This is a genomic window from Vibrio sabulosilitoris, from assembly GCF_055391395.1.
The window spans coordinates 144,554-170,173 of sequence record NZ_AP029599.1 but is presented as its reverse complement, the minus strand read 5'-3'; the positions used below and the strand labels follow the sequence as shown (position 1 = coordinate 170,173).

Here is a 25,620-nt window from a genome sequence, read left to right as displayed (position 1 = left end):
ACGTCATCACAGTTGTGTGCCAGCAAGGGCGCGCATTTTACGCATTTTTTTCCTGTGTGAAAAGACTAATATTTGAGCATTTACAAATTGTTTTGTTAATTTGTATAAATTTCAGGCAATTAGTCTGGTTTTGTCTTTTTAGCTATTTTTTTGCCCAGAGATGCGACACCACTCACTCTGTTCAACAATCGGGTCGATAGTTAACTCATCACGGTAGTAGTTTGCTACGTCTTCTGCCTGGGTATCGAGTACACCCGACATGGCTAGCAGGCCATTTGGCTTCACCAAGCCCTTGATCACCGGTGACAGCTCGCGCAGAGGACCGGCTAGGATGTTTGCCACGACGACGTCAGCGATGAGGTCTTGTGGTTGGTCTTGAGGCAAGAACACTTCAAGCTGTTCGGCCACACCGTTACGTGCTGCGTTATCTTTTGATGCCAGTAGAGCCTGAGGATCAATGTCGATCCCGATGACTTTTGCTGCGCCCAGTTTGATCGCGGCGATCGCAAGAATGCCAGAGCCACAGCCAAAATCGATCACGGTTTTACCGCTCAGGTCGAGGCCTTCTAGCCACTCAAGGCACAGCGCCGTGGTTGGATGGGTGCCGGTGCCAAAGGCCAAACCTGGGTCAAGCATGACGTTAACCGCATCTGGCTCTGGGATATCGCGCCAGCTTGGGCAGATCCACAGGCGCTGACCAAACTTCATTGGGTGGAAGTTATCCATCCATTCGCGCTCCCAGTCTTTATCTTCGAGCTGCTCCACCTTGTGGGCAAAATCGGCAGCAAGCAGACCGCTAGCCTTGATTTGCTCGAGGATCCAGGCGGTGTCAGCCTCAGCATCGTACAGTGCAAGGATATCAGTATCACCCCATAGGCGAGTCTCACCCGGTAGGGGCTCAAATACAGGGGTGTCTTGCGCGTCAAGGAAAGTGACTGACAAGGCGCCGGTTTCTTCCATCAGCATATCGCCAATCGGCTCTGCATTGGTGTTGGTCGCGTTGAGTTTGATTTGAATCCAAGGCATGGTAGTCGCTCATATGAAAGGAGAATTGGCGCTGAGTTTAGCAGATATAAAGAGGGAGACCAAAAGTCGCCGTGCAATGGTAAGAAAACTCAGCGAGTAAAAAGAACAATGCCCACCGAGGTGGGCATTGAATCGATAAAACTATTGGCTTTAACAGCGCTTACTGTAAGCCCAGTTTTTTCTCTAGGTAGTGAATGTTGGTGCCACCATGCTGGAAGTTCTCATCGTTCATGATCTCTTCTTGCAGTGGAACGTTGGTCTTGATGCCCTCAACAATCATCTCACCCAGCGCATTTCTCATTCGGGCAATCGCCACATCGCGGTTCTCACCAAAGGTGATCAGCTTACCGATCATCGAATCGTAGTGAGGAGGTACGGTGTAGCCCGTATAGATGTGCGATTCCCAGCGCACGCCCATACCGCCTGGCGAGTGGAAACGCTCAACCTTACCCGGTGACGGAAGGAAACGTACTGGGTCTTCCGCGTTGATACGACACTCGATCGCGTGACCGCTGATCTTGATATCATCTTGGGTATAAGACAGCGGCTGGCCTGCCGCAACGCGCAGCTGCTCTTTGATCAGGTCAACGCCGGTTACCATCTCTGTCACTGGGTGCTCAACCTGAATACGAGTGTTCATCTCGATAAAGTAGAACTCACCATTCTCGTACAGGAACTCAAACGTACCTGCGCCGCGATAACCGATCTCAATACACGCACGCGTACAGCGCTCACCGATGTACTTACGCATCTCAGCGGTGATACCTGGCGCTGGAGCTTCCTCAACCACTTTCTGGTGACGACGCTGCATTGAACAGTCGCGCTCACCAAGGTGGATTGCACCGCCTTGACCGTCGGCAATTACTTGAACTTCAACGTGACGTGGGTTTTCAAGGAATTTTTCCATGTAAACAATGTCATTGTTGAATGCGGCTTTGGCTTCTGCGCGTGTCATTGCGATAGCTTCGACCAGGTCGGCTTCATTGCGTACAACACGCATACCACGACCACCGCCGCCGCCTGAGGCCTTGATGATCACAGGGTAGCCGATACGCTTAGCGTGGGCTTTGTTGGTCACATCATCATCGTTCAGTGGACCATCAGAGCCTGGAACGCAGGGTACGCCTGCTTTCTTCATTGCATTGATTGCAGATACTTTATCGCCCATCATGCGGATGGTGTCGGCTTTCGGGCCAACAAAGATAAAGCCGCTGCGCTCAACTTGTTCGGCAAAATCGGCATTTTCAGACAAGAAGCCGTAGCCAGGGTGGATCGCTACAGCGCCAGTGACTTCCGCCGCTGAGATAATGCGTGGAATATTCAGGTAGCTGTCGATACCGCGGGCAGGGCCGATACAAACGGTCTCATCAGCCAACAAGACGTGTTTTAGGTCGCGGTCAGCGGTTGAGTGGACCGCCACCGTTTTGATACCGAGCTCTTTACAGGCGCGCAGAATGCGCAATGCAATCTCGCCACGGTTTGCTATGACTACTTTATCTAACATCGGCAAAACCTCGATTATTCGATCACAACAAGAGGTTGGTCGAACTCAACAGCTTGACCATCTTCGGCTAGGATAGCCGTAACCACACCCGATTTGTCTGCCTCGATCTGGTTCATCATCTTCATTGCTTCAACGATACACAGGGTTTCACCTGCCGATACCGATTGGCCAATTTCAATAAATGGTTTCGCATCAGGGGTTGGCGCGCGGTAGAAGGTGCCCACCATTGGAGAAAGAACTTGGTGACCAGACAATGCTGGTGACTCAGCCGCTGCCGGTGTTGCTTCTGCCGCAGATGCTGCAGGAGCCGCTGGTGCTGTAGGAGCAGCAACTGGCGCTGGCGCATATTGGATCGGTGCGACAGGCGCAGCTGTGCCGTTGCGGCTAATGCGTACCGACTCTTCGCCCTCAGAGATTTCTAGCTCGGCGATGCCAGACTCTTCCACCAATTCAATGAGTTTTTTAATTTTACGGATATCCATGTTTCTTTCTCTTTCGCTTAGTCAATAACGCAGCCCAGTATTGAGCTGGAGAGTATCTTGTGCCTATGAGCGCAGCGTATTAATGGCTGCACTCAGAGCAAATTCATAGCCTTGAGCCCCCAAACCGCAGATCACCCCTTGTGCTTTGTCAGACAGGTACGAGTGGTGGCGGAAGGGTTCGCGAGCATGCACGTTGGACAGATGGACTTCGATAAAGGGGATCGCCACACCCAATAAGGCATCGCGCAAAGCAACGCTGGTGTGAGTGAAGGCCGCGGGGTTAATAATAATAAAGTCGATATTATTATGCGCCGCGTGGATGGCCTCAATCAGCTCATATTCTCGGTTGGACTGCAGGTGTGAAAGCTCGATATCGGCCTGCTTGGCAAGTTGCATCAGGCGCGAAACGATCTGATCTAGGGTTTGTGAGCCGTAGTGACCTGGCTCTCGAAGACCCAGTAGATTTATATTTGGTCCATTTAAAACAAGAATGCGAGACTTTGCTGACATTGTGAGGCTATCTTCCTTTATCTTGGGACTTTAGTTCAATTTGTCCATTCTATCCCGAATCACACACAATTTAATAACGTTAATCGAAGTGATTCTAGTAAATTGCCCAAGATTATAGCTAATTCACCGAAATTAGCAGCAATTTACTGGTCTAATCTCCGCAAGTTACGCTGTTAAATCTGTAACCAGGTTAACATTTTTGCACTCTGGTGGTGATTTGTTGATCATTTCAACACTATGAGATGAAAGGTTTACAGCACTTTTTTGATATAGAGAACTTTAGGGGGCGAGGGGCGGGTACGCTAGCGCTAAGGGGAGCGAGGAGTTTGTCGCGCGTGAGGAAATCCCCGCGCCTCGGAACGAAGTGATACTCGTTCCCCGCCCCTTTGTTAAAAAAAGGCCGCCACAAAAGTGGCGGCAAAGCAGTGCAGTACTATGGAGAATGGATCTAGGGGTTATTAAACCAGTTCGGCTTTTTCGGCGATCAGTTTGTCGACCACGCTTGGGTCGGCGAGGGTGGATGTGTCGCCGAGGTTGCTGGTGTCACCAGTGGCGATTTTGCGCAGAATACGACGCATAATTTTGCCCGAGCGGGTTTTGGGCAGAGCGTCGGTCCAGTGCAGAACGTCAGGTGTGGCAATGGCACCTATTTCTTTACGCACCCACTCCTTGACCTCTTTGTGCAGCTCAGTACTGGGGTACTCACCGTCGTTAAGGGTAATGTAGGCGTAGATGGCCTGGCCTTTGATGTCGTGAGGAATACCGACAATGGCCGCCTCGGCAATTTTCTCATGAGCCACCAATGCTGACTCAATCTCGGCGGTTCCCATTCTGTGTCCGGAGACATTCAACACATCATCAACACGCCCGGTGATCCAGTAATAGCCGTCCTCATCACGGCGAGCACCATCACCCGTAAAGTACATGCCTTTGAAGGTGGAGAAATAGGTTTGCTCAAAGCGTTCATGGTCACCATAGACGGTGCGCATTTGTCCTGGCCATGAGTCGAGAATTACCAAGTTGCCCTCTGTTGCGCCGTCAATGATATTGCCCATGTTATCGACTAGAGCCGGTTGGACGCCGAAAAATGGGCGAGTGGCAGATCCTGGCTTGAGTTCGGTGGCACCAGGAAGCGGTGTGATCAGGATCCCTCCAGTCTCGGTTTGCCACCAAGTATCAACGATCGGAGATTGCGCATTGCCGATGGTTTTGTAGTACCACTCCCATGCTTCAGGATTAATCGGCTCGCCTACCGAACCCATAATGCGCAGGCTATCACGGCTAGTACCCGCGATAGCTTCATCGCCCTTGGCCATCAGGGCGCGGATCGCCGTAGGGGCCGTATAGAGGATATTGACCTGATGCTTGTCCACCACCTCGCTCATACGGCTGGTGGATGGGTAGTTAGGCACTCCCTCAAACAAGATAGTTTTGGCGCCGTTGGCAAGCGGCCCGTAGATGAGGTAGCTATGGCCGGTGATCCAGCCAACATCAGCGGTACACCAGAAGGTTTCGCCAGGTTGATAGTCAAACACATACTTAAAGGTCATGGTGGCATACACGAGATAGCCACCTGTGGTGTGCAGAACGCCTTTGGGTTTGCCGGTTGAGCCTGAGGTGTACAGAATAAACAGGGGATCTTCAGCCTTCATCTCTTCTGGTGGGCAGTCATCGGAGACGCTTGCCGTCGCATCATGCCACCAGACATCGCGTCCTTCTTGCCAGCCGATGTCACCGCCGGTGCGTTTGAGGACCAGCACCGAATCTATGGTATTGACCTCAGGATTGGCGAGCGCATCATCAACGTTTTTCTTTAGTGGCACGGCTCGGCCACCGCGTACGCCCTCATCGGCGGTGATCACCACCTTGGCATCGGAGTCAATAATACGGCCCGCGAGCGCCTCTGGAGAGAAGCCACCGAACACCACAGTATGCACCGCGCCAATGCGGGTACAGGCCAGCATAGCGATAGCCGCCTCAGGCACCATTGGCATATACAAGCACACCACATCGCCTTTTTTGACGCCTTGTTGCTTCAACACATTGGCAAAACGGCAGACTTGCTGATGCAATTCACGAAAGGTGAGGGTCTTGTCATCGCTTGGGTCATCCCCTTCCCAAATGATCGCCACATCGTCAGCACGAGTGGCTAGGTGGCGATCAATGCAGTTGGCTGAGACGTTGAGTGTGCCATCTTCAAACCAGCGAATATCGACGTGGCCAGTATCGAACGAGGTGCTTTTGACCTTAGTGAATGGCTTGATCCAGTCGACTATCTTGCCATGCTCACCCCAGAATGCTTGTGGGTCACTGACCGACTGCTGGTACATAGATAAGTAGGTTTCATTATCCGCGTGGGTGGTGGCTTTGATATTGTCCTTCACCGGATAAACGTGAACTTCACTCATTGCTGATCTCCTTAAGCCTGACTGTCACCCTAAGTCTGTTGAGCGTCTCGGGTGTGGGTAGTGGGTATCCATTTCGAGATGATGGGTTAACTGACTGATATAACTTTTGACCAGTAAAGGGATTTCAACAATTAGACTTTAGCCGTAAGGTGGCAGATTTGGGCGATATTTTAGTGACTTGGTGCCGGTAAGCTCGGCAGCGTTCCTTTGGTGAGGTGGACAAAAATCAGGGCTGCGGCAATCGCATCTTCTAGGGCATCGTGTTTGTTTTGCACCGGGATATCGAGGTGGTGACAGATAGCATCCAAGCTCAAGTCAAAGTAGGCATTGGGCAGATGACGCTCTAGCTTAGCGTGATAGATCTCGCTTACCTCTATCACCTCGTTAGGTAAGGGAAATCCCAGTTGGCGGCGGCAAGCATTGTCGAGGATCTTCTTATCATAACGGATGTGATAGCCAACTAATGGGCGATTGCCAATAAACCTGAGCAAAGCCTCGAGGGCCTGTTTTTCCGAGATGCCATCGACCAAGTCGGTATGGCGGATATGATGGATTTTGACCGACTCCTCGCTCAGAGAAGCTGGGGCACGCAGCCTGACTTCAAACGGCTGGCTGAGAAGGATCCGGTTATCGATGATCTTAGCGGCTGCGATGGTGACCAGCTCTGCTCGCTCCGGGTCTAGGTTGGTTGTCTCACAATCGAGAGAAACAAACTCGCCCTTTTGTGGTTTGCTAAACAGGCTTTGATAGGGGGAGCCCTTGAGTCTATTGTGCCAATACAGACGATAAATCCATCGAAACATAATCAATCCCGAATTTGATAGTGATGAGCAAGAAACTGTTTGAACTTCTTCACTACATGCAAGCTGTGACGCAGCAAGTCGCGCTCAGTGCGATCGATGTCATCCAGGTTGAGTCGGTTATGGCTGTGCTGATGAGCCAGTTGCTGACTGAGCCTGAGCTTGATAAATAACTTAAACGCCTCGCTCAGATTGTCTGCGGTCTCTGGCTCGAGGGTATTAAGCTCACGCAGCGCATCAATGCGGGCAAAGGTGTTCTTCTCCACCACGCCGTACTCAAGCGCGAGGGCGCGAATACCATGGACAATCGGAAAGATCCCACCTTGTTTGATATCTAGCCCTTCCTTGGCTTGTTTTACGTTACCAAACAGGGTTAAGGGCAGTGAAAATTGCAAAGCGGGTCGAACAAAGGTTTGCAGGACCAGCATCTTGTTGAGCATTAACTGCTGTAGGTGCTGCGCCAATGGGCTGAGCAGCTCTTTGTTACCCGCTACTGCGTGGGCATCGGCGATGATCGCGAGATCCATCACCTTGTCGGGGGTGGCTCGCTCAACCCAGTGGGTGATGGTCTGTTTCCACTGGCTTTGCATTTTGACCCACTCAGGGTTATTGACCATTACCTGCCCCGTACACAGTGGATAGCCGAGTTGTTGCAGGGTATGGGTGAGCTTATCCATAATCGCTGCGCACTGCTCCCACTCCAGTCCATCGCGGATGATCAGGGCATTGTCTTGATCGGTTTTTAGGATCTGCTCGCCGCGCCCCTCTGAACCAAGCACCATTAGGCAGCAGTGATCATGCAGGGCTGGTGGCACAACCAATTCAAAGGCTTTTTCTATGATCTGCTCGTTGACCGCCGAGATCAGCTCCATAATAAATCGCGTTCGAATACCGTTACTCAGCAGACTATCCACCAAGTGACGCTGGCGATTGGAGGCAAAGGCCAGCTCTTCAATGCAGGTCGCACGGGCAATACTCAAACTCAGCACATGGGAGTGGGTTGAAAACGCGCTCAAGATTTGGGTCATATCCAGCATGCCGACGGCTTGTGAACCCTCACAGACCATTAGGCGTTTCATGCGATTTCGCGTCATGGTGATCATGGCATTAAACAGGAAGTCGCCATCATCGACGTGATAAACCGGGAAGGTGGCAATCTCTCCAACCGGCGTATCGAGGGCGTGATTGTCTAACATCACCGCATGCAGCATGTTGGTGCGGGTGACGATCGCATAGGGGTGGGCGCTTGGGTGCGCTTGCAGCCTTGGGTCATCCGGGTCGAGCTGCACCAGTGCTGCGTCGATACCATTATCCTTGAGTACTTGGGTCACTTGGTTAAGCGGTTGGTCTGCACTGAGTACCATCGGCGGATGATAGATCTCGCGGTCCACCTTGGTCAGAATAAATTCAGCCAAATTTTGCTGCTGATGCGCCGCTTCAATAAGCGCTTGGCGTGTGGCGAGATTATTATCGAAGTAGGCGGCAAATTGTCCATTAGCTTGGTAAAGGTCAAGAAATACGTCCCTGGGTAGCAAATAGGACAGAGTGTCTTCAAGGGCAACGTATTGGTGTTTGCTATTGCCATCAAGCAGGCCACGAACATCGAACAGATCATCGTTAGCATAATGGGCAAACACCTCCTTGCCATCGGGGCTGCGCTCCTCAACCGCCCCTTTGATCAGCATATGCAGCGCACGCGCTGATTGCTTGGGGCCAACCAAGATATCACCACTGCGGTAGTAGGCCACATCAAGCGATGAGCGTAAGATATTTTGTTGCTTGTCACTCAAGCGATCAAAGGGTGGAGATTGCAAGTTGAACTTGTCAGGCATCGCCAATTCTCCTCTGCACGGCTAATCTAAAATAGTTACCCAAGTGACCGCCTTGGCTGCAAAGTGCGGACGGCCAGTTGCGGACGGCCAGTTGTGGACGGCCAGTTGTGGACGGCTAGTCGCTGGCGGGCGTCCAAGCAAATCTCGCAAGAACTGTATCTTGAAGTCACTTGGCTATAAGTGTGGTTGGTTTTTGCCTGCTCTCCAGACGACTTTGGTCTAATAGGGGAAGTTTATTTAGTGACATTTTCCTTTTTCTCGCCTTGGGAGCGCCGCATAATAGCCGGCGTCAGTAGCATTTTAATTAGGATCGTTTGATGTTAACTCCCTCTCCTTATGGCTGGATCTCCCAGTATTTTCTCGGTTTCTTTTTCGCTTATGGCGTGTATCTGCCATTTTGGGCACTGTGGTTTGAGGACCAGGGTGTCTCGGCGACAGATATTGGGTTCTTGATTGGTTTGGGGCTTGCGACGCGCTGTGTGGCTAATTTGGTGATCACCCCACGAGTGCATCGAGTCGAGCACCTTTTACCCGTATTACGCTGGATTAGCTTCTTTGCCCTTGTAGCGATCGGTTTTCACTTTTTTACTGGCGGTAGTTTTTGGCTGATGGCGTTGGCGACAGTGCTGTTTAACCTCTGCTGTGGACCAGCGATCCCACTCTCGGATGCGATGGCGAACCATTATTCACGGCTTAAGCTACTCGACTATGGCCGCACGCGATTGTGGGGCTCAATTGCCTTTATCGTCGGCTCAACGGTGGTAGGCTTTTTGGTTGCACACAATGGCACCGAGATGATCTTGTATACCGCATTGCTGGGCATCACCGCAGGTTGGTTGCTTTCGATGCGCAACCCGACGCCGATGCCGACTAGCCATACTCACACTAGTAGCGAACGCCCGAAAATCACCGCATTGCTACAAGAGTGGTCGGTGGTGAAGTTTTTGCTTCTGGTCGCTCTCATCCAGGGCAGCCATGCGGCTTATTACAGCTTTAGTGCGATCCATTGGCGTGAGGCTGGTCATGGGGAAAATGTTATTGGTTACCTTTGGAGTCTGGGTGTCGCAGCTGAGGTGGTCATTTTCGCTGTGAGTAAGCGCTGGTTCGCTAACTGGTCATTGCGCACCTTATTTTCAATCGCAGCTCTTGGAGCCATGGTTCGCTGGGGACTTACCGCGTCGACCACACAAATTGGCGTTCTCGTGCTGGTGCAGATGCTTCACGGAGTAACCTTTGCTATCGCGCATATCGCGGCGATTTCGTACATTCAACAGTCGGCTGAGAATAAAATGGTCGCCCTTCAGGCGCTATACAACGCACTCCCGCTTGGGGCCTTTATCGCCTTGATGACTGCACTAAGTGGTTGGGGATACGAGCACTGGGGAGCGAATGTGTTTTGGGCGATGGCGGCCATGGGTTTATTGGCCCTATTTGTTCGCCTCGAGCCAAAACAGACGAACAGCATCGCAGCGAAAGCCGCGACCAATGCACAGAATTAGGCTGTGCTAATTGCGCTTATTTTTTAACCCTTGGTAAAGTGAAACTCTCTGAGTGGTTACTTATACCCAAGTAACCGATAGCCGCCGCTCAGGCGGCTTTTTTATGCAGACAAAAGGATAGCGAATGCAAGGATTGATCGTGATTCCGGTTTCTCTGACCTATTTGGGGATACTGTTTTTTATCGCCTGGTATGGCGATCGCCGGACGAAAAAGGTGGCTCAATGGCGCCCTTGGATTTACAGCCTCTCGATTGCGGTTTACTGCACCTCATGGTCATTCTATGGCACCGTGGGGCAGGCCAGCAGTAATCCCTGGTCTTTCTTGCCCATTTATCTGGCGCCGATATTGGTTTTTGTCTTTGGTTGGCGAGTATTGGCGCGTTTGATCTTAGTTGCCAAGCGTGAACATATTACTTCTATCGCGGACTTTATTGCTGCCCGTTATGGGAAGTCCCAGGGGCTGGCGGTGGTGGTGACCTTAATTGCCGTGATCGGTATTTTGCCGTATATCGCCCTGCAACTGCGCGGTATCACTATGGGACTGGATGTGGTGGCGCCGCAGTTGACCGAGCAATTAGGTTATGATGATCATTATGTGTCTTGGTTTGTGGTTGGCATGCTCGCGGTGTTCACCATGCTGTTTGGCACGCGAAATATCGACAATACCGAGCATCACCGCGGCATGATGCTGGCGATCGCATTTGAATCAATTGTTAAGCTGGTGGCATTTCTACTGGTGGGACTGTTTATCGTCTATCTCGCCCTGTCGCGTGATGAGATTGCCATGTTCTCCACCGCTGCGCAGACCTATCAAGCACCCAACTTACCGACTTTACTGATCCACACCAGCCTGACCATGATGGCTATTTTGTGTCTGCCGCGCCAGTTTCACACCACCGTGGTTGAGAATGAACGAGCACAGGATCTGCATACTGCGCGTTGGGTATTCCCTGCGTATCTCTTAGCGATGGGAGCGTTTGTCTTACCCATCGCATGGGTGGGGCAAAGCCTGCTGCCAGGTCAATCACCAGACAGCTATGTGATCAGTGTGCCGATGGCGGTAGAGGCCGATTTTATTGCCTTGCTGGCATTTCTGGGAGGGACGTCAGCTGCCAGTGGCATGGTGATTGTCTCGACTATTGCCTTGGCGATCATGGTCTCGAACGATCTGGTGATGCCGCTGCTGTTGCGTCGAGTACGTTTTGCTCAGCGTAGTTACGCTCATTTCTCTAAGTTACTGTTGATCATTCGCCGCGCTTTGATCATGTTGCTGTTATTGGGGGCCTGGGGCTTTTACCAGGTGCTCAATACTATTGACTCCCTCTCAGCGATTGGCTTTCTCTCTTTTGCCGCCATCAGTCAGTTTGCCCCAGCGGTTATTGGTGGGATGTATTGGCATAAGGGCAATAAAAAAGGCGTTTACGCAGGTTTGGCGGTTGGCTTTACCATCTGGCTGCTGACCTTGATGAATCAAACCGGTGTGTTGGCCGGTGACTCGGGCAGTAACTGGGTGCTGTGGCTGATTGAGCCACCCCAGTGGCTTGCACCACTGGGTATTCAAAGCTCTGACTGGGGGATGTTACTGAGTTTTGCTGCAAATGCCGGCTGCTTTATCCTAGTGTCATCGCTAACCAAAGCTTCTTTAACCGAGCGGCTCCAGTCTGCTCCCTTTATCGGCACGCCGCTGCCAGAAACTGAAAATATCAGCTTATACCAGAGTCGTGTCACGGTGGCAGAGTTGGAGATGTTAGCCTCACGTTTTGTTGGACGTCGTCGAGTCCAAAAAGGCTTTCAAGACTTTTTCCATCATCATCGTTCGAATCTAGCGCGCAATCAACAGGCACCAGCGAACTTGATCCGTCATACTGAACGGTTGCTGGCTGGTGTGTTTGGTGCATCCTCGGCGAAACTGGTCTTGAGTTCTGCCTTACAAGGGCGGAATATGCAACTGGAAGAGGTTGCCACGATTGTTGATGAGGCTTCTGAGCTTTACGATTTTAGTCGCGGTCTTCTGCAGGGGGCGATTGAACATGTAAGTCAGGGGATCGCTGTCGTCGATAAGCAGTTGCGCTTGGTGGCGTGGAATCAGCGCTATCTTGAGCTTTTCGTCTTCCCTCCAGGGCTGATTCAGGTTGGGCGACCGATCGCAGATGTGATCCGGCACAATGCTGAGCAGGGGTTATGTGGCCCTGGAGATACGGACGACCATGTGAGAAGGCGTATCTATCACCTCGAGCAAGGAACTCGCCACACCTCTTCGCGAGTCAGACCGGATGGGCGGGTGATTGAGGTGCAGGGCAACCCGATGCCAAGCGGTGGTTTTGTGATGAGCTTTAGCGATATCACCGTGTTTCGTGAGGCTGAGCAGGCGCTAAAAGATGCTAATGAGCGCCTTGAGGAGCGGGTGCGCGAGCGTACCCGTAAGTTAGAACAGTTGAATGAGCAATTATTAAGGGCCAATCAACGCTCGGAGCATGAATCTAAGTCTAAAAGTCGCTTTCTTGCTGCGGTGAGTCACGACTTGATGCAGCCACTGAACGCGGCGCGGTTGTTCGCTTCATCGCTGTCTGAAGTTGCCCATGATAACGAGGCCAAACGCCTGTCTGGGCATATCGAGAGCGCGCTTGGTGCAGCAGAGGATTTGATTGGTGACTTATTGGATATCTCGCGTCTGGAGTCAGGCAAGCTTGACGTCCACGTGCGCAGCTTTGCGATAAAAGATGTGTTGAACAACCTTAATGCCGAATTCAGTGCGCTGAGTAAAGATCAGGAGATCAGCTTCTCGATGATCCCGAGCTCATTATGGGTCAAGTCGGACCCCAAGCTCTTGCGTCGCGTGATCCAGAACTTTCTTACTAATGCCTTTCGTTATAACCCAAAAGGAAAAGTGGTGCTGGGTGTTCGTCATGAGGGCGAGCGGCTAAGAATTGAGGTTTGGGACAACGGCGCTGGCATCGATCCGGACAAGCAGCAGGAGATCTTTGAGGAGTTTAATCGCGGCAGCCAGATCCGCGCCGATCAAGGACTCGGACTTGGGCTGGCGATCTCAAAGGGGATTGCACACGTGCTTGGGCATCAGATCTCGATGCGATCGTGGCCAGGGCGAGGAAGTGTATTCTCCATTTCACTCAAACAATCAGCGCCTGTAGCGCGAGATAATATCGTGGTAAGTCCCAGTCCAGTCCCATCCGATCTGAGTCACTTGAAAGTCTTGTGTGTCGACAATGAAGTCGAGATTTTAGTTGGTATGGAGAACCTGCTTTCTCGTTGGGGGTGCGATGTGTGTGTGGCAGTTGATCTCGCCGAGTCGTTAGCATGCTTGAGTGAGGGGTGGCATCCGGATGTGATCCTCTCAGACTATCGTCTTGAGCAGGGACGCACTGGTATCGAGGTGCTCGAGCGATGCCGCGAGCAACTCGGTGATAGCTTTAAGGGAGTCATCATCAGTGCGGATCGCACTGATGAGATGATGGCCTCGATCCAAGCCAGTGGCTATAGTTTTTTACCGAAACCGGTTAAGCCGCTTAAACTGCGAGCGACATTGAGTACTTCACAGCTTGCTAGCGATGCCTAGCATTAACACATTATCGAGGGGTTACTCGTCCTCGAGTAGGGTTTTGTACACCACAAAGGCGGTTTGTGTGTCACCATAATACAGTGAATCATTGGCCTGAATCGCCACGCGTAGCCAGCTATCCTCCGAAGCGGGGGCTGGCAGGGATACCTGCCAAGATTGGGCATTATTGTCGTTTTCTACCATATCTACGGGTATGGCTTGCTCATCCTGACTATCTACCAGAGACACCTTGATACCCTGTAGCGGGATGGCCGCGGTCAGACTGAGATCAAGCTGGGTAGCACTCAGCGCATCGGAACGAAATTGAACCTTGAACTCACCATTCTCCATATCACACAGACCACTGGTGTAGCGGCAGTTGGACTTGCTCACCAGGCGGTAAGTCTCGCCCTTTTTTGCCGCGTGTGGCTTTTCGCTTACCGCCAGGTCGACGCCAAAATAAGCGATGACCGCTAAGATGGGGGCGACGAGAAGAGCGACGATAAAGTGTTTGCTTTTGAACATATTTGCATCCTTGCTGCGAGCCTCAATCTCTAAATTACTCTGTGAGTACAAAATGAAAAGCCCCCGCAGGGGCTTTTGTGCGCTTGACACAGATTAGTGCGAGGTGGCCTCACCTGCGCCAGCTGGAACTCGTACGTGCTCAACCAAGTCTTTGACCTCTTGCGGCGTTTCCGCGGTGACGCGTGATACTGCGAAGGCAACGATAAAGTTAAACAGAGCCCCAATCGCACCGAAGGCGTTCGGCTCAATACCCAAGAACCAGTTACTGCCCCAGCTCTCTAGATAGGTCCAATCGGCGATAAACAAAATCCCCTTGTGTTGGAATACATAGAACAAGGTGATGCTGATACCCGCGATCATACCGGCAATCGCGCCCTCTTTATTGATGGTCTTGCTAAAGATACCCATCATCAAGGCCGGGAATATCGATGAGGCGGCAAGACCAAAGGCGAGCGCTACTGTACCTGCGGCAAAGCCGGGTGGGTTGAGGCCAAGGTAGCCCGCGACCCCGATAGCGACAGCCATCGATATGCGACTGGCGAGCAGCTCATTTTTCTCTGAGATCCTCGGGTTTATCACCCCTTTTATCAAGTCATGTGATATCGCCGATGAAATCGCGAGCAAGAGTCCTGCAGCGGTCGATAGTGCGGCAGCAAGGCCACCTGCAGCAACCAGGGCAATCACCCAGTTAGGCAACTTAGCAATCTCAGGGTTGGCCAGTACCATAATGTCATTATCGACTTTAAGTTCATTGGTTTCTGCGCTGGAAGTGTATTGGATTTGACCATCGCCATTCTTGTCATCAAAGCCTAACAGTCCAGTTGTTTCCCAATTTCTAAACCAGTCAGGTCGCTCGTCATAGACCAGATGCTGTCCAGGCGCAGGGTTGACGGTATCCATCAGGTTAAGGCGAGCCATCGCAGCCACTGCTGGCGCAGTGGTATAAAGGATCGCGATAAACACCAGTGCCCAACCAGCTGAGGTACGTGCATCACGTACTTTCGGTACAGTAAAGAAACGGATGATCACGTGTGGCAGACCCGCGGTACCAATCATCAAAGACATGGTGTAGACGAACATGTTCAGCGTATCGCCCCGCACCGCTGTGGTGTACTCTGTAAAGCCGAGCTCAGTAACGACCTGGTCAAGCCGATCGAGCAGGTAAACATCGGTGCCAGCCATGGTGCTGCCAAGGCCTATTTGAGGTAGAGGGTGGCCGGTAAGTTGCAGAGAGATAAAAATTGCGGGAATAGTGTAAGCAAGAATGAGTACGCAATATTGAGCAATCTGCGTGTAGGTGATGCCTTTCATACCGCCAAGCACGGCATAGATAAACACGATACACATACCAATGCCGAGTCCTGTGGCGTAATCCACCTCAAGGAAGCGGCCAAAGGCGACCCCAACCCCTTTCATCTGACCGATGACGTAGGTGACTGATGCGATAATCAAACACGCCACCGCGACCACACGCGCGGCGTTAGAGTAGAAACGCTCACCGACAAACTCCGGCACGGTGAACTTACCAAATTTACGTAGGTAAGGAGCGAGGAGTAACGCAAGTAATACATAGCCGCCCGTCCAGCCCATCAAAAAGACTGAGCCGCCGTAACCCATAAATGCGATTAACCCGGCCATTGAGATAAATGAGGCTGCTGACATCCAGTCAGCCGCGGTTGCCATACCGTTTGCAATCGGGTTAACACCACCACCGGCGACATAAAACTCCTTGGTTGAACCCGCGCGAGCCCAAATTGCAATACCGATATAGAGCAGAAAGGTTGCACCAACAACCAAGTAGGTAATAGTCTTCAAGTCCATCTGAGTGGCTCCTTACTCATCAACATTAAATTCGCGGTCGATCTGACGCATCTTCCACGCATAGAAAAAAATGATCACTAGGAAGGTGTAGATGGAGCCTTGCTGCGCAAACCAGAAGCCCAACTTGTATCCACCAATTTGAAACTGATTGAGGAAGTCAACAAAGATGATTCCGCAGCCAAACGAGACCACGAACCACACCACCATCAGGCTGGTCATCAGCTTGACGTTTTTGTCCCAATAGGCCTTGGCACGTTCTTGAGTTTCGAAAGCCATTGCCATCTCCTTATGCTGTTGTTAATTGGATGTTTCAGAAACAGCCTAGCAAGCTAACTCAAGTCTCTCCGTTCAACTTTAGTCGGCAAAGCGATGATTATTTGTCGAAAATTGGTGCCTAATTGACTGCATTTAATAACAAATTTCGCGACAAAAGCGCGGTGAGATTAGCCAAAAGTCGAATGATATTGCGTCGTGTTAACCTATTTTTAGCGTGATCGGGCTAAGGTGTTAGAGGATGTTTCGAGGCTTGATATAGCGAAAAGCCATTAAAAATTGTTTGTTATTATTAAAGGTAATTAAAATCGATAAGTCGGGGGGAGAGGATTGGACGTCAATGTGATCGATAACCTGTTTTTAACAGGCGCTATTCTAATCGTAGTGAGTGTGGTGCTTAGCCGGGCATCGTCTAAGTTAGGCATTCCTATCCTTCTGATCTTTTTGATCGTTGGCATGCTCGCTGGCGAAGATGGCCCCGGCCAGATTGTGTTTGACAATTTTTCTTTAACCTATTTAGTGAGTAACCTCGCGCTCGCTATCATCTTGCTCGATGGTGGCATGCGCACTAAGGTCTCGAGTTTTAAAGTGGCCTTTTGGCCAGCACTGTCACTGGCGACGATCGGGGTCGCGGTGACCTCGACCATCACCGGGCTGTTGGCGGCTTGGTTGTTTGACTTAAGTTTGCTCCAGGGGATCTTGGTTGGGGCAATCGTCGGCTCGACCGATGCGGCGGCGGTGTTCTCCTTGCTCAAAGGCCAGAGCCTTAACGAGCGCGTCGGCTCAACCCTTGAGATCGAGTCTGGTACCAATGACCCGATGGCGGTGTTTTTGACCGTGACCTTGATTGCGATACTGGCTAATCCAGAGGCGGATTTTGGTTTGTCTTTCTTGCTCTCTAGCTTTGGCATGCAGTTTGGCGTCGGCGCTTTAGTTGGGCTTGGCGGTGGGTGGCTGCTGTGGAGTTTAGTCAACCGAGTGGAGTTGCCAGAGGGGCTGTACTCGGTGTTGGTGCTTGGCGGCGGGGTGGCGCTGTTTGCGCTATCAAACAAGCTTGGTGGGAGTGGGATTTTATCCATCTACCTGGTGGGCCTGCTGATCGGTAATAAACCAACCAGCTTTCGCTACTCGATCCTCAATGTGCTCGATGGCATGACCTGGCTCAGCCAAATCGTAATGTTCCTGGTGCTGGGTTTGTTGGTCACCCCCTCGACACTACTGGATATCATGCTCCCCGCACTGGTATTGGCGTTTAGTATGATCTTGTTTGCCAGACCGATTGCGGTGTGGGTGGGGTTGCTGCCGTTTCGCAGCTTTACCCTGCCAGAGCGTAAGTTCCTTGCTTGGGTAGGGTTGCGCGGGGCGGTACCGATTATTTTAGCGGTGTTTCCAATGATGGCCGGTCTGCCCAATGCCCAGCTGTACTTCAACATCGCCTTTTTTGTCGTTATGGTTTCGCTGCTGGTGCAAGGGGGCACCTTGATGCATGCGGCGCGATTTGCCGAGGTGACTTTGCCGCCGAAGCCGACTCCAGTCTCGCGCAGTGGGGTTGAGATCTTCCGCGCCAGTGAGTGGGAGCTGTTCGTGTATAAGCTCAATAAAGACAAATGGTGCGTCGGGGAGCCTCTGCATCGCCTAACCATGCCCCAGGGTACGCGAATTTCAGCTATGTTTCGTGATGATCAGCTTTTACACCCTTCTGGCAGCACAGTTCTAGAAGCCAATGATGTGCTGTGTGTGCTTGGCCAGAATAAGGATCTACCCGCGCTAAGTGCACTGTTTAGTGAGGCACCCGCGAATGAGGGCAGCAAACGCTTCTTTGGTGATTTCTTCTTGGATGTGGATATCCGAGTCAAAGATGTGATTAGTTATTATGGTATCGAAGTGCCAGAGGCTGAGGGGGAGCAAACCTTACAGCAGCTCGCCACTCGTTATTTAGGTGCTCACCCTGTATTGGGGGACAGTTTTGATTGGCAAGGCCTACACTGGGTGGTTGCTGAGACCCATGATCATCAAGTGACCAAGCTAGGACTAGGCCTGCCAGACAGTGGCTAGTTGTTTTGGAACGCCCCAGTCGCGGTCGCGTTTAGCCTTGTAGCTCTTGCAATAAGATCACAGCTTGGGTGCGGTTCTTGACCTCGAGCTTACGAAAGATAGCCGTCATGTGCGCCTTGATAGTCGCCTCAGAGACATTCAGCTCGTAAGCAATCTGCTTGTTAAGCAGGCCATCAGACAGCATGCCGAGTACCTTGTATTGCTGTGGGGTCAGGGTAGCAATTTTCTCCGCCAGATCGGCGCAAGCGGCCGCATTGGTGATCAGCTCTGCCGGGAAATAGGGCTCACCGGCTAACACCTGATTGAGCGCTGCCACTAAGGTGCGCATATCGCTGGATTTGGGAATAAAACCGTAGGCGCCGTGGCTTTTGACCTGAGTAACAACCGCTGGCTCTTCGCTGGCTGAGACGACCACAATGGGCAGTTCAGGATATTCAGCGCGCAGCTGGATAAGGCCCGACATGCCATTGGCGCCCGGCATCTTGAGATCCAGCAGCAATAGATCTGGCTCACTCTCTTTGTCCAAGACACTCAACAGCGCATCGAGCGAATCGGCCTCGAGCAGAGTAACACCACCGATTGCCATATGGATTGATTGAAACAGCGCGTTGCGAAACAAAGGGTGATCATCAGCAATGATGATGGTATACGTCGACTCCATGACACTCCAAAATGATTGCGGTTGGGACATGATTAATTATTGATGTGAAAGTTAAAGTGGACAATCCTTATCCACTAAAACTCTGAGCTTAATCGTTTTTTATTGTTCTAATTGGGAGATATGTTGAATATGGAGCAAGAATGGTTCGGCGGCGACAAAGCCAGTTAAGCGTGCCTGTGAAACACGCTCACCCTGCCCATTCCAAAAATCAATCGTTGGCAGACCTAGCACCTGCAGGTGCTGAAGCAGGGCAATATCTTGGGCGCGATTACGCGTGACATCGGCTTGTAGCAATACAAACTTGCCAAGCTCTGGCTCGACCTCGCTGGCATGAAAGGTGTACTTCTCAAACTCTTTACACGCCACGCACCAGTCCGCATAAAAGTCCAGCATCACCGGTTGTTGATTGGCTTTGGCCAGTGCCAGTTGTTGCTCAAGCTCTTCCACGCTTTCAATTCTGACAAACTCGACCAGAGGTGAGGCATGGACACTGTCTTTGGATAGCCAATGGTTAAGACTAGGCTGCAGAGCTGCTACCATGCCTAACACGGCGACAATACCAATCGTGCTCTGTTTCCAGGAGCCAAACGGTAAGCGGTTTTTTAGGCGGTAGAGCCAGCCAAATGTCGTGAGGCCAAGTAACGTCCACAATAGGGCAACCCACAACTCCGGCAGGATACGCTCTAGCAGCAGGATAGGGGCAGCAAGCAAAACAAAGCCGAAGACAATCTTAACCGTATCCATCCACTCGCCAGCTTTTGGTAGCAGTTTATTACCAAAGACAGCAACTAAAATGAGCGGGATACCCATACCAAGTGCGAGCGCATACAGTGCAGTCGCCCCAGTGATAAGGTCGCCGCTTTGCGCCACGTATAACAGAGCACCAGATAAGGGCGCTGTGGTGCACGGTGAGCAAACCAGTCCGGAGATAGCCCCCATAGCGAAAACGCCAGTTGTGCTGCCCCCTTGCTGGCGATTACTGAGATTATTTAACCAAGTCTGTACACTGGCTGGCAATTGGAGGGTATAAACGCCAAACATCGACAACGAAAGACCCACAAACAGCACGCTAAGTGTTATCAGTACAGCAGGGTGTTGCATTGCAGCCTGAAATTGCATGCCAGCAGAGGCAACCAGTAGGCCGAGCAAGGTATAAGTTAGCGCCATGCCTTGTACATAGATCAGAGAGAGCCCAAGTGCACGGCGAGCAGAGATCTGACCTTGCCCTAGGACAATACTGGTCAAAATTGGGTACATCGGCAGCACACAGGGCGTAAAAGCAAGCCCCACGCCTAAAAGCAAAAACAACAGCGGTGTCCACCAGTTATCCGCCAAGGTCTTGGCTAGGCTTTCACTGTTGTTGATTGGTGTTGTTGGAGTCGGTGCAGTAGATGCTTGGACTGAGTCACTCACATCAGTACTTGGGGCTGCATTGTTTGTACTGCTAAACGCTGCTAGGTCAATTTCTCGTATCTCAGGGGGATAACAGAAACCAGACTTAGCGCAGCCTTGGAACTCTATGATAGCTCGCGCATCGGGTTGATAATTACTGAGATTCAACTCAACAAACAGTGGTGTGGTGTAGATATTCACATCACCAAAGAACTCATCATAGTATGGCTCACCAGGGCGTAATTGATAGGGTGCGAGTGTCGCGCCTTCGGTCGTGACTCTTATCCGGTCTTGATACAGGTAGTAACCATCAGCAACTTGCCAATCGATAAACAGTCGCTCACCCTGCTGAAAGGTATTGAGCGGAAACGCCTCGTCAACCGGTAAAAAACGCGAGGTGCTCGAGCCAAAGCTGAGTGGTGATGAGCTGTTATCAGAAAAAAGCGCCCAGCTGGTGGGACTGATAAGGCTCAGGCTTAAAACAAACAGGGAAACTACAGCGCGCATCATCTTGTATCGTTCTTCTAGTGTGAATAATTGTATAGTAACTCATCAGACCGTGGCACGAGCAATTTAGTTTCAAACAAGTTGTCGACGCCAGAAACAAAAACACCCACCAAGGCGTGGTGGGTGTTTGCTTAAAGATAGATGATTAAACCATCACGCTAGCAATCAGTAGGCCGTACAGGATGCTAAAGAACATACTGATCAAGCCTGGAGCCATAAAGCTGTGGTTAAAGATGTACTGACCAATCTTGGTGGTGCCTGTGGTATCAAAATCGATTGAGGCAATGATTGGACCGTAGTTTGGAATAAAGAAGTAGCCATTGACGGCCACGAAGGTGGCAATGATGATCTCTGGCGGCAGGCCAATGGTGATTGCGACCGGTACCAGTACGGCTGTTGTCGCGCCTTGGCTGTTGACCATGACTGAAAGAGCAAACAGAGCAAAGGCAAAGGTCCATGGTGCGAACTCAACCAGGCCAGAGACCGTTTCTTTGACCAAGTCTCCGTGACCACCCACCAGGGTGTTACCTAGCCATGCGATACCGAAGATCGCCACGATAGCACGTGTACCGGCGTGGAATACTGAGCCCTGCGTGATCGCCATGCTGTCAGGCTTACAGATCAGGATGATGAGCGCGGCAACAGAGAGCATCACGATCTCAATTGTGTGCGCCATGCCCATTGGGGAGCCATTAAATTCTGGACGCAGTGACGGCATAGCGCCCATAAGAACTACCACCAAAGCACCAAAGAGGAACAGGCCAACTGATTTTTTCGCTTGCGGCGTCACCTCGATCTCTTCTGGGGCTTGGCTGTCTGAGCCTTCCATCTCTGCGCGATATTGTGGGTCTTGCAGGCGGCGTTGGTACTCAGGGTCGTCTTTCAGCTCTTTGCCGAGCTTGTTGACAATAAGACACGCCGTTGCCAAGCCAAAGAAGGTTGCAGGGATAGTCACAGACAATACGGTGCCCAGAGTGATGCCCTGTGGCTCAAGGAAGGCCACCAATGCAACAACGGCTGCGGCAATTGGGCTGGCTACAATAGCAAACTGAGAGGCAATAACCGCCATACCCAGTGGGCGAGATGGGCGTACGCCGCTGCGACGGCTGACCTCAGCGATCACGGGGAGCACCGAGTAAGCAACGTGACCCGTACCGGCCATCATAGTGAAGAAATAAGTCACCATTGGCGCAATAAAGGTGATGTGTTTTGGGTTCTTGCGTAGGATCTTGGACGCAATCTTGATCATGTAGTTTAGACCGCCCGATGCTTGCATAGCAGCGGCTGCTGCGACCACGGCCATGATCATCAGCATAACGTCAATCGGTGGACTGGATGGCTCAAGACCGAAGACAAAGGTCAAAACGGCAAGACCAATACCTCCCATCACACCAAGACCAATACCACCAAGGCGAGCACCGATTAGGATACATAGTAGTACCACGGCAAACTCAATAAAGAACATGTTTAACTCCTGTGTTGTGTTGCATAGTTGTTGTAGGGCGAGCTAAGTTGCTGCTTATTTTTTATTATTGTGGTTGGCGATTTTTCTGAACGGCAAAAAATCGACATACCTGGGTACAAAACAGGCTTCCAATGGAAGCCTGTAAAGAATTATTGATAGCGCTTGGCCTTATAGGTCGGCTGCATAAAGTTCTCGACTGAGAGAATATCATCCAGCTCGTCTGCGGTGAGCAGTCCACGCTCGAGTACCACCTCACGCACACTCTTGCCTGTTTCTGCACAGATCTTACCCACGATGTCACCTTCATGGTGACCGATGTATGGGTTGAGGTAGGTGACGATACCAATCGAATTGTAGACGTAGCTCTCGCACACTTCTTTGTTGACCGTGATACCGCTGACGCACTTATCGCGCAGGTTGATACATGCATTGGTCAAGATTGACAGCGACTCAAACATGCTTTGGGCAATCACCGGCTCCATCACGTTGAGCTGCAGCTGACCACCCTCAGCAGCAAACGAGATAGTGGTGTCGTTGCCCATCACTTTAAAGCACACCTGATTGACCACCTCTGGGACAACCGGGTTAACCTTGGCTGGCATGATGGATGAGCCTGCTTGCAGCTCTGGCAGGTTAAGCTCATTAAGACCAGCACGAGGGCCAGAAGAGAGTAGGCGTAGGTCGTTACAGATCTTTGATAGTTTGACAGCTAAACGCTTGAGCGCGCCGTGGGTCATCACGTATGCGCCACAGTCTGAGGTCGCCTCAATCAGGTCTTCTGCAGCGACGACATCAAGGCCTGTCACATTAGCAAGGTGCTTGATCGCCAGATCTTGGTAACCTTGTGCCGCATTAAGACCAGTACCGATCGCGGTAGCGCCAAGGTTGATCTCAAGCAGTAGCTTAGAGGTGTACTCTAGGTTACGGATCTCTTCATTCAGGGTGACTGACCAAGCGTGAAACTCTTGACCGACAGTCATTGGCACAGCATCTTGAAGCTGGGTGCGGCCCATCTTAAGGATGTTTTTGAACTCTTCGCTCTTGTTGTCGAAGGCGCCTTTTAGGTATTCAATGGCGTCAATTACCTGACGCACGCTGTTGTACACCGCGATACGAAAACCGGTCGGGTAGGCACAGTTGGTGGATTGGCTCTTGTTGACGTGATCGTTTGGGTTCACCACATGGTAGTCGCCCTTTGGTTTACCCATCAGTTCAAGGGCCAGGTTGGCGATCACCTCATTGGTGTTCATGTTGACCGAAGTGCCAGCACCACCTTGGAAAACATCCGATGGGAACTGATCCATGCACTTGCCAGTGTCAATCATGCTGTCACAGGCTTGGATGATGGCATCGGCCACATCGCTTGGGATCACGCCTAGCTCTTTGTTGGCTAGAGCGGCGGCTTTTTTGGTCATCACCATGCCTTTAACGAACTCAGGCACGTCAGAGATGGTGACGTCAGAAATATTGAAGTTTTCAATGGCACGCAGGGTGTGAATGCCATAGTAAGCGTCTGCGGGGACATGGCGTTGTCCCAGGAGATCTTCTTCGACACGGGTGGCTGGTTGAGCGAGATTATCGAAACTATTTGTCTTAGCCATGTCCGGGATCCTCAGATTATTGTTCTAACAACTCGTACTATTGTTAGCCAACTCCGCTGTACAAAAATCCCTTTGGCAGAATAAGTGGCTGGAAATCACTCCTCAATTTCCGCCCGCTAATGATACTGAAACAATCGCATAAGAGCAGCAGTTTTGATCACTATTTTTTGTCTTTGTTGTTTTTTCTCTGGCAAGAGGGCACTTATTGATATCTTGCTTGACTAAAAACAAGATATTAGGCCTTAGTCGGCGGGTTAGACTTGATTTCTTGGTCTCTAGACCAGAGTGTTATAACTAACCAATAAGATTACCGCCCTGCGAGATGAAGTGTCTTACACTTAAACCCAAGCACTTATACCCAAGTGACTGTCTGATGTTTGGGTTGGAGGGTCAACCGAGGAGGAATTGTGTTTCCTATTTTACTACTTGCTTTTATTTTTGTACCGATCATTGAGATCGCGCTGTTTGTTCAAGTTGGTGGGGTGCTAGGCCTTTGGCCAACGATTGGTTTGGTGTTGCTGACCGCGCTTGTCGGCGCCTCACTGGTGCGCTCTCAAGGTATCCAGACGGTCCTTTCAGTGCAGTCGCGTCTTGAAAAAGGTGAACTGCCTGCTCAGCAGATCCTTGAAGGGGTCATGCTCGCGGTGTGTGGTGTGCTGTTGCTCACGCCCGGATTTATGACCGATGCGATGGGGATGATCGTGCTGCTGCCTGCTCCTCGCGCAGCGCTTGCTCAATACCTGATGACCAAGGTCGTGGTCAAACAATCCGGCCATTTTCACTCCTCCGGATTTGGCGGCGGCTTTGGCCAAGGGCCATTCGATTCGCAAGATCCATCGGCTCACAACCCGTTTGAGCATAACAGAGATGAGCAGGGCAACACCTTCGAGGGTGAGTTTGAGCGCAAGGATGATGAGAACGATAAGAATAATCGCCTGCATTAATACTGTCTAAAACGAATAAAAGCCGCTTAATGCGGTTTTTTTTCGTTTTAGATAGCAGAGTCGAGAAGCGGGATCGCGTTGCTGCGAGAGTCGAGGGGGAGCGTCACTATAGTCGCGTCATTTTTCCCGTTGACAAGGTGTGCGATGTCATAGCCACGCGCTCGAAAACTTCTCGCTTCTCGCCTCCCGAATCTCGCCTCTCAAATGGCGCCCTCAAACCCCATCTGGCGCCAAGCTTCAAACGCAATAATCGCGACCGCATTGGATAGGTTTAGGCTGCGGGCTTCGGGCATCATTGGGATGCGAATGCGTTGCTCCATTGGCAGGCTTTCAATGACATCTGCTGGCAGGCCGCGTGACTCGGGACCAAACAGCAGCACGTCGCCACGTTGGTAGCTCGCGTCAACGTGATGACCGGTTGTTTTGGTCGTGCACGCAAACAGACGATATTCTTGTTCGCGCTGTTCGAGGTATTCGATAAACGCTGGCAGGCTCTTATGGCGAGTGACTCGAGCGAGGTCGTGATAATCGAGCCCAGCGCGGCGCACCTTCTTTTCTTCAAGGTCGAAACCCAGTGGTTCAATAAGGTGGAGGTTGGCACCACAGTTGGCCGACAATCTAATAATGTTACCGGTATTTGGCGCAATTTCTGGCTCGTAGAGCGCAATATCAAACATATTATTGAGACTTTGCTTTGGATGAAGGGATGACAAGGGAGTGACCCCTTGTCGGCTGCATGCAGCATAGCACTGGCGGGCT

At 51.3% G+C, this 25,620-nt stretch carries 19 protein-coding genes; 4 read left to right on the top strand and 15 right to left on the bottom strand.

Translation table 11 applies throughout. The features are described from left to right. Window positions 1–138: 138 nt before the first annotated feature. From prmA to ACZ5R2_RS00920, 7 genes are all read right to left on the bottom strand, one after another. The gene (gene prmA / locus ACZ5R2_RS00950; protein WP_464900400.1) at window positions 139–1,026 is read right to left on the bottom strand and encodes a 50S ribosomal protein L11 methyltransferase; all 888 of its coding nucleotides are present in this window, start codon (window positions 1,024–1,026) and stop codon (window positions 139–141) included. Window positions 1,027–1,186: 160 nt separating this feature from the next. Next, complete coding sequence (gene accC, locus ACZ5R2_RS00945) at window positions 1,187–2,530, bottom strand: acetyl-CoA carboxylase biotin carboxylase subunit (protein WP_464900399.1); 1,344 nt, start codon at window positions 2,528–2,530, stop codon at window positions 1,187–1,189. Window positions 2,531–2,544: 14 nt separating this feature from the next. Beyond that, the gene (gene accB, locus ACZ5R2_RS00940; protein WP_464900398.1) at window positions 2,545–3,012 is read right to left on the bottom strand and encodes an acetyl-CoA carboxylase biotin carboxyl carrier protein; all 468 of its coding nucleotides are present in this window, start codon (window positions 3,010–3,012) and stop codon (window positions 2,545–2,547) included. Window positions 3,013–3,075: 63 nt separating this feature from the next. Further along, on the bottom strand, window positions 3,076–3,522 hold the full coding sequence (aroQ, locus tag ACZ5R2_RS00935; RefSeq protein WP_464900397.1) for a type II 3-dehydroquinate dehydratase: 447 nt from the start codon (window positions 3,520–3,522) through the stop codon (window positions 3,076–3,078). A gap of 458 nt (window positions 3,523–3,980) precedes the next feature. Beyond that, window positions 3,981–5,930, bottom strand: coding sequence for an acetate--CoA ligase (gene acs / locus ACZ5R2_RS00930; protein ID WP_464900396.1), 1,950 nt, complete (start codon window positions 5,928–5,930; stop codon window positions 3,981–3,983). A 170-nt stretch (window positions 5,931–6,100) separates the two neighbouring features. Next, on the bottom strand, window positions 6,101–6,733 hold the full coding sequence (locus ACZ5R2_RS00925; protein ID WP_464900395.1) for a 3'-5' exonuclease: 633 nt from the start codon (window positions 6,731–6,733) through the stop codon (window positions 6,101–6,103). Window positions 6,734–6,735: 2 nt separating this feature from the next. After that, window positions 6,736–8,562 (bottom strand): DUF294 nucleotidyltransferase-like domain-containing protein, encoded by a 1,827-nt coding sequence (locus ACZ5R2_RS00920; RefSeq protein WP_464900394.1) that lies wholly within the window; start codon window positions 8,560–8,562, stop codon window positions 6,736–6,738. Window positions 8,563–8,879: 317 nt separating this feature from the next. On the opposite strand from ACZ5R2_RS00920, the gene ACZ5R2_RS00915 reads away from it, so the two are divergent. Continuing rightward, window positions 8,880–10,061 (top strand): 3-phenylpropionate MFS transporter, encoded by a 1,182-nt coding sequence (locus tag ACZ5R2_RS00915; RefSeq protein WP_464900393.1) that lies wholly within the window; start codon window positions 8,880–8,882, stop codon window positions 10,059–10,061. A 124-nt stretch (window positions 10,062–10,185) separates the two neighbouring features. After that, the gene (locus ACZ5R2_RS00910) at window positions 10,186–13,635 is read left to right on the top strand and encodes a hybrid sensor histidine kinase/response regulator (protein WP_464900392.1); all 3,450 of its coding nucleotides are present in this window, start codon (window positions 10,186–10,188) and stop codon (window positions 13,633–13,635) included. A gap of 21 nt (window positions 13,636–13,656) precedes the next feature. Here the strand turns inward: ACZ5R2_RS00910 and ACZ5R2_RS00905 are convergent, their stop codons facing one another. The 3 genes from ACZ5R2_RS00905 to ACZ5R2_RS00895 all read right to left on the bottom strand — a co-directional run bounded on the left by ACZ5R2_RS00905 (window position 13,657) and on the right by ACZ5R2_RS00895 (window position 16,239). After that, window positions 13,657–14,142 carry a hypothetical protein gene (locus tag ACZ5R2_RS00905; RefSeq protein WP_464900391.1) on the bottom strand — a complete coding sequence of 162 codons (486 nt, stop codon included), beginning with the start codon at window positions 14,140–14,142 and terminating at the stop codon, window positions 13,657–13,659. Window positions 14,143–14,235: 93 nt separating this feature from the next. Beyond that, a complete protein-coding gene (locus ACZ5R2_RS00900) occupies window positions 14,236–15,963 on the bottom strand; it encodes a sodium:solute symporter family protein (RefSeq protein WP_464900390.1) in 1,728 nt (575 codons plus the stop codon). A gap of 12 nt (window positions 15,964–15,975) precedes the next feature. Beyond that, complete coding sequence (locus ACZ5R2_RS00895) at window positions 15,976–16,239, bottom strand: DUF4212 domain-containing protein (protein WP_464900389.1); 264 nt, start codon at window positions 16,237–16,239, stop codon at window positions 15,976–15,978. 327 nt (window positions 16,240–16,566) lie between these two features. Between ACZ5R2_RS00895 and ACZ5R2_RS00890 the strand changes: the two genes are divergently transcribed. Next, window positions 16,567–18,291 carry a potassium/proton antiporter gene (locus tag ACZ5R2_RS00890; protein WP_464900388.1) on the top strand — a complete coding sequence of 575 codons (1,725 nt, stop codon included), beginning with the start codon at window positions 16,567–16,569 and terminating at the stop codon, window positions 18,289–18,291. Window positions 18,292–18,322: 31 nt separating this feature from the next. Here the strand turns inward: ACZ5R2_RS00890 and ACZ5R2_RS00885 are convergent, their stop codons facing one another. From ACZ5R2_RS00885 to aspA, 4 genes are all read right to left on the bottom strand, one after another. Further along, window positions 18,323–18,952, bottom strand: coding sequence for a response regulator (locus ACZ5R2_RS00885; RefSeq protein WP_438460561.1), 630 nt, complete (start codon window positions 18,950–18,952; stop codon window positions 18,323–18,325). A 99-nt stretch (window positions 18,953–19,051) separates the two neighbouring features. Next, on the bottom strand, window positions 19,052–20,851 hold the full coding sequence (locus ACZ5R2_RS00880) for a protein-disulfide reductase DsbD (protein WP_464902399.1): 1,800 nt from the start codon (window positions 20,849–20,851) through the stop codon (window positions 19,052–19,054). A gap of 145 nt (window positions 20,852–20,996) precedes the next feature. Beyond that, complete coding sequence (locus tag ACZ5R2_RS00875) at window positions 20,997–22,316, bottom strand: anaerobic C4-dicarboxylate transporter family protein (protein ID WP_464900387.1); 1,320 nt, start codon at window positions 22,314–22,316, stop codon at window positions 20,997–20,999. 149 nt (window positions 22,317–22,465) lie between these two features. Beyond that, window positions 22,466–23,917 (bottom strand): aspartate ammonia-lyase, encoded by a 1,452-nt coding sequence (gene aspA / locus ACZ5R2_RS00870; RefSeq protein WP_464900386.1) that lies wholly within the window; start codon window positions 23,915–23,917, stop codon window positions 22,466–22,468. A gap of 407 nt (window positions 23,918–24,324) precedes the next feature. Between aspA and ACZ5R2_RS00865 the strand changes: the two genes are divergently transcribed. Next, window positions 24,325–24,861, top strand: coding sequence for an FxsA family protein (locus ACZ5R2_RS00865; RefSeq protein ID WP_464900385.1), 537 nt, complete (start codon window positions 24,325–24,327; stop codon window positions 24,859–24,861). 200 nt (window positions 24,862–25,061) lie between these two features. Here the strand turns inward: ACZ5R2_RS00865 and ACZ5R2_RS00860 are convergent, their stop codons facing one another. Then, window positions 25,062–25,538: a tRNA (cytidine(34)-2'-O)-methyltransferase gene (locus ACZ5R2_RS00860; RefSeq protein ID WP_464900384.1), complete on the bottom strand. Its 477-nt coding sequence runs from the start codon at window positions 25,536–25,538 to the stop codon at window positions 25,062–25,064. Window positions 25,539–25,620 lie beyond the last annotated feature (82 nt).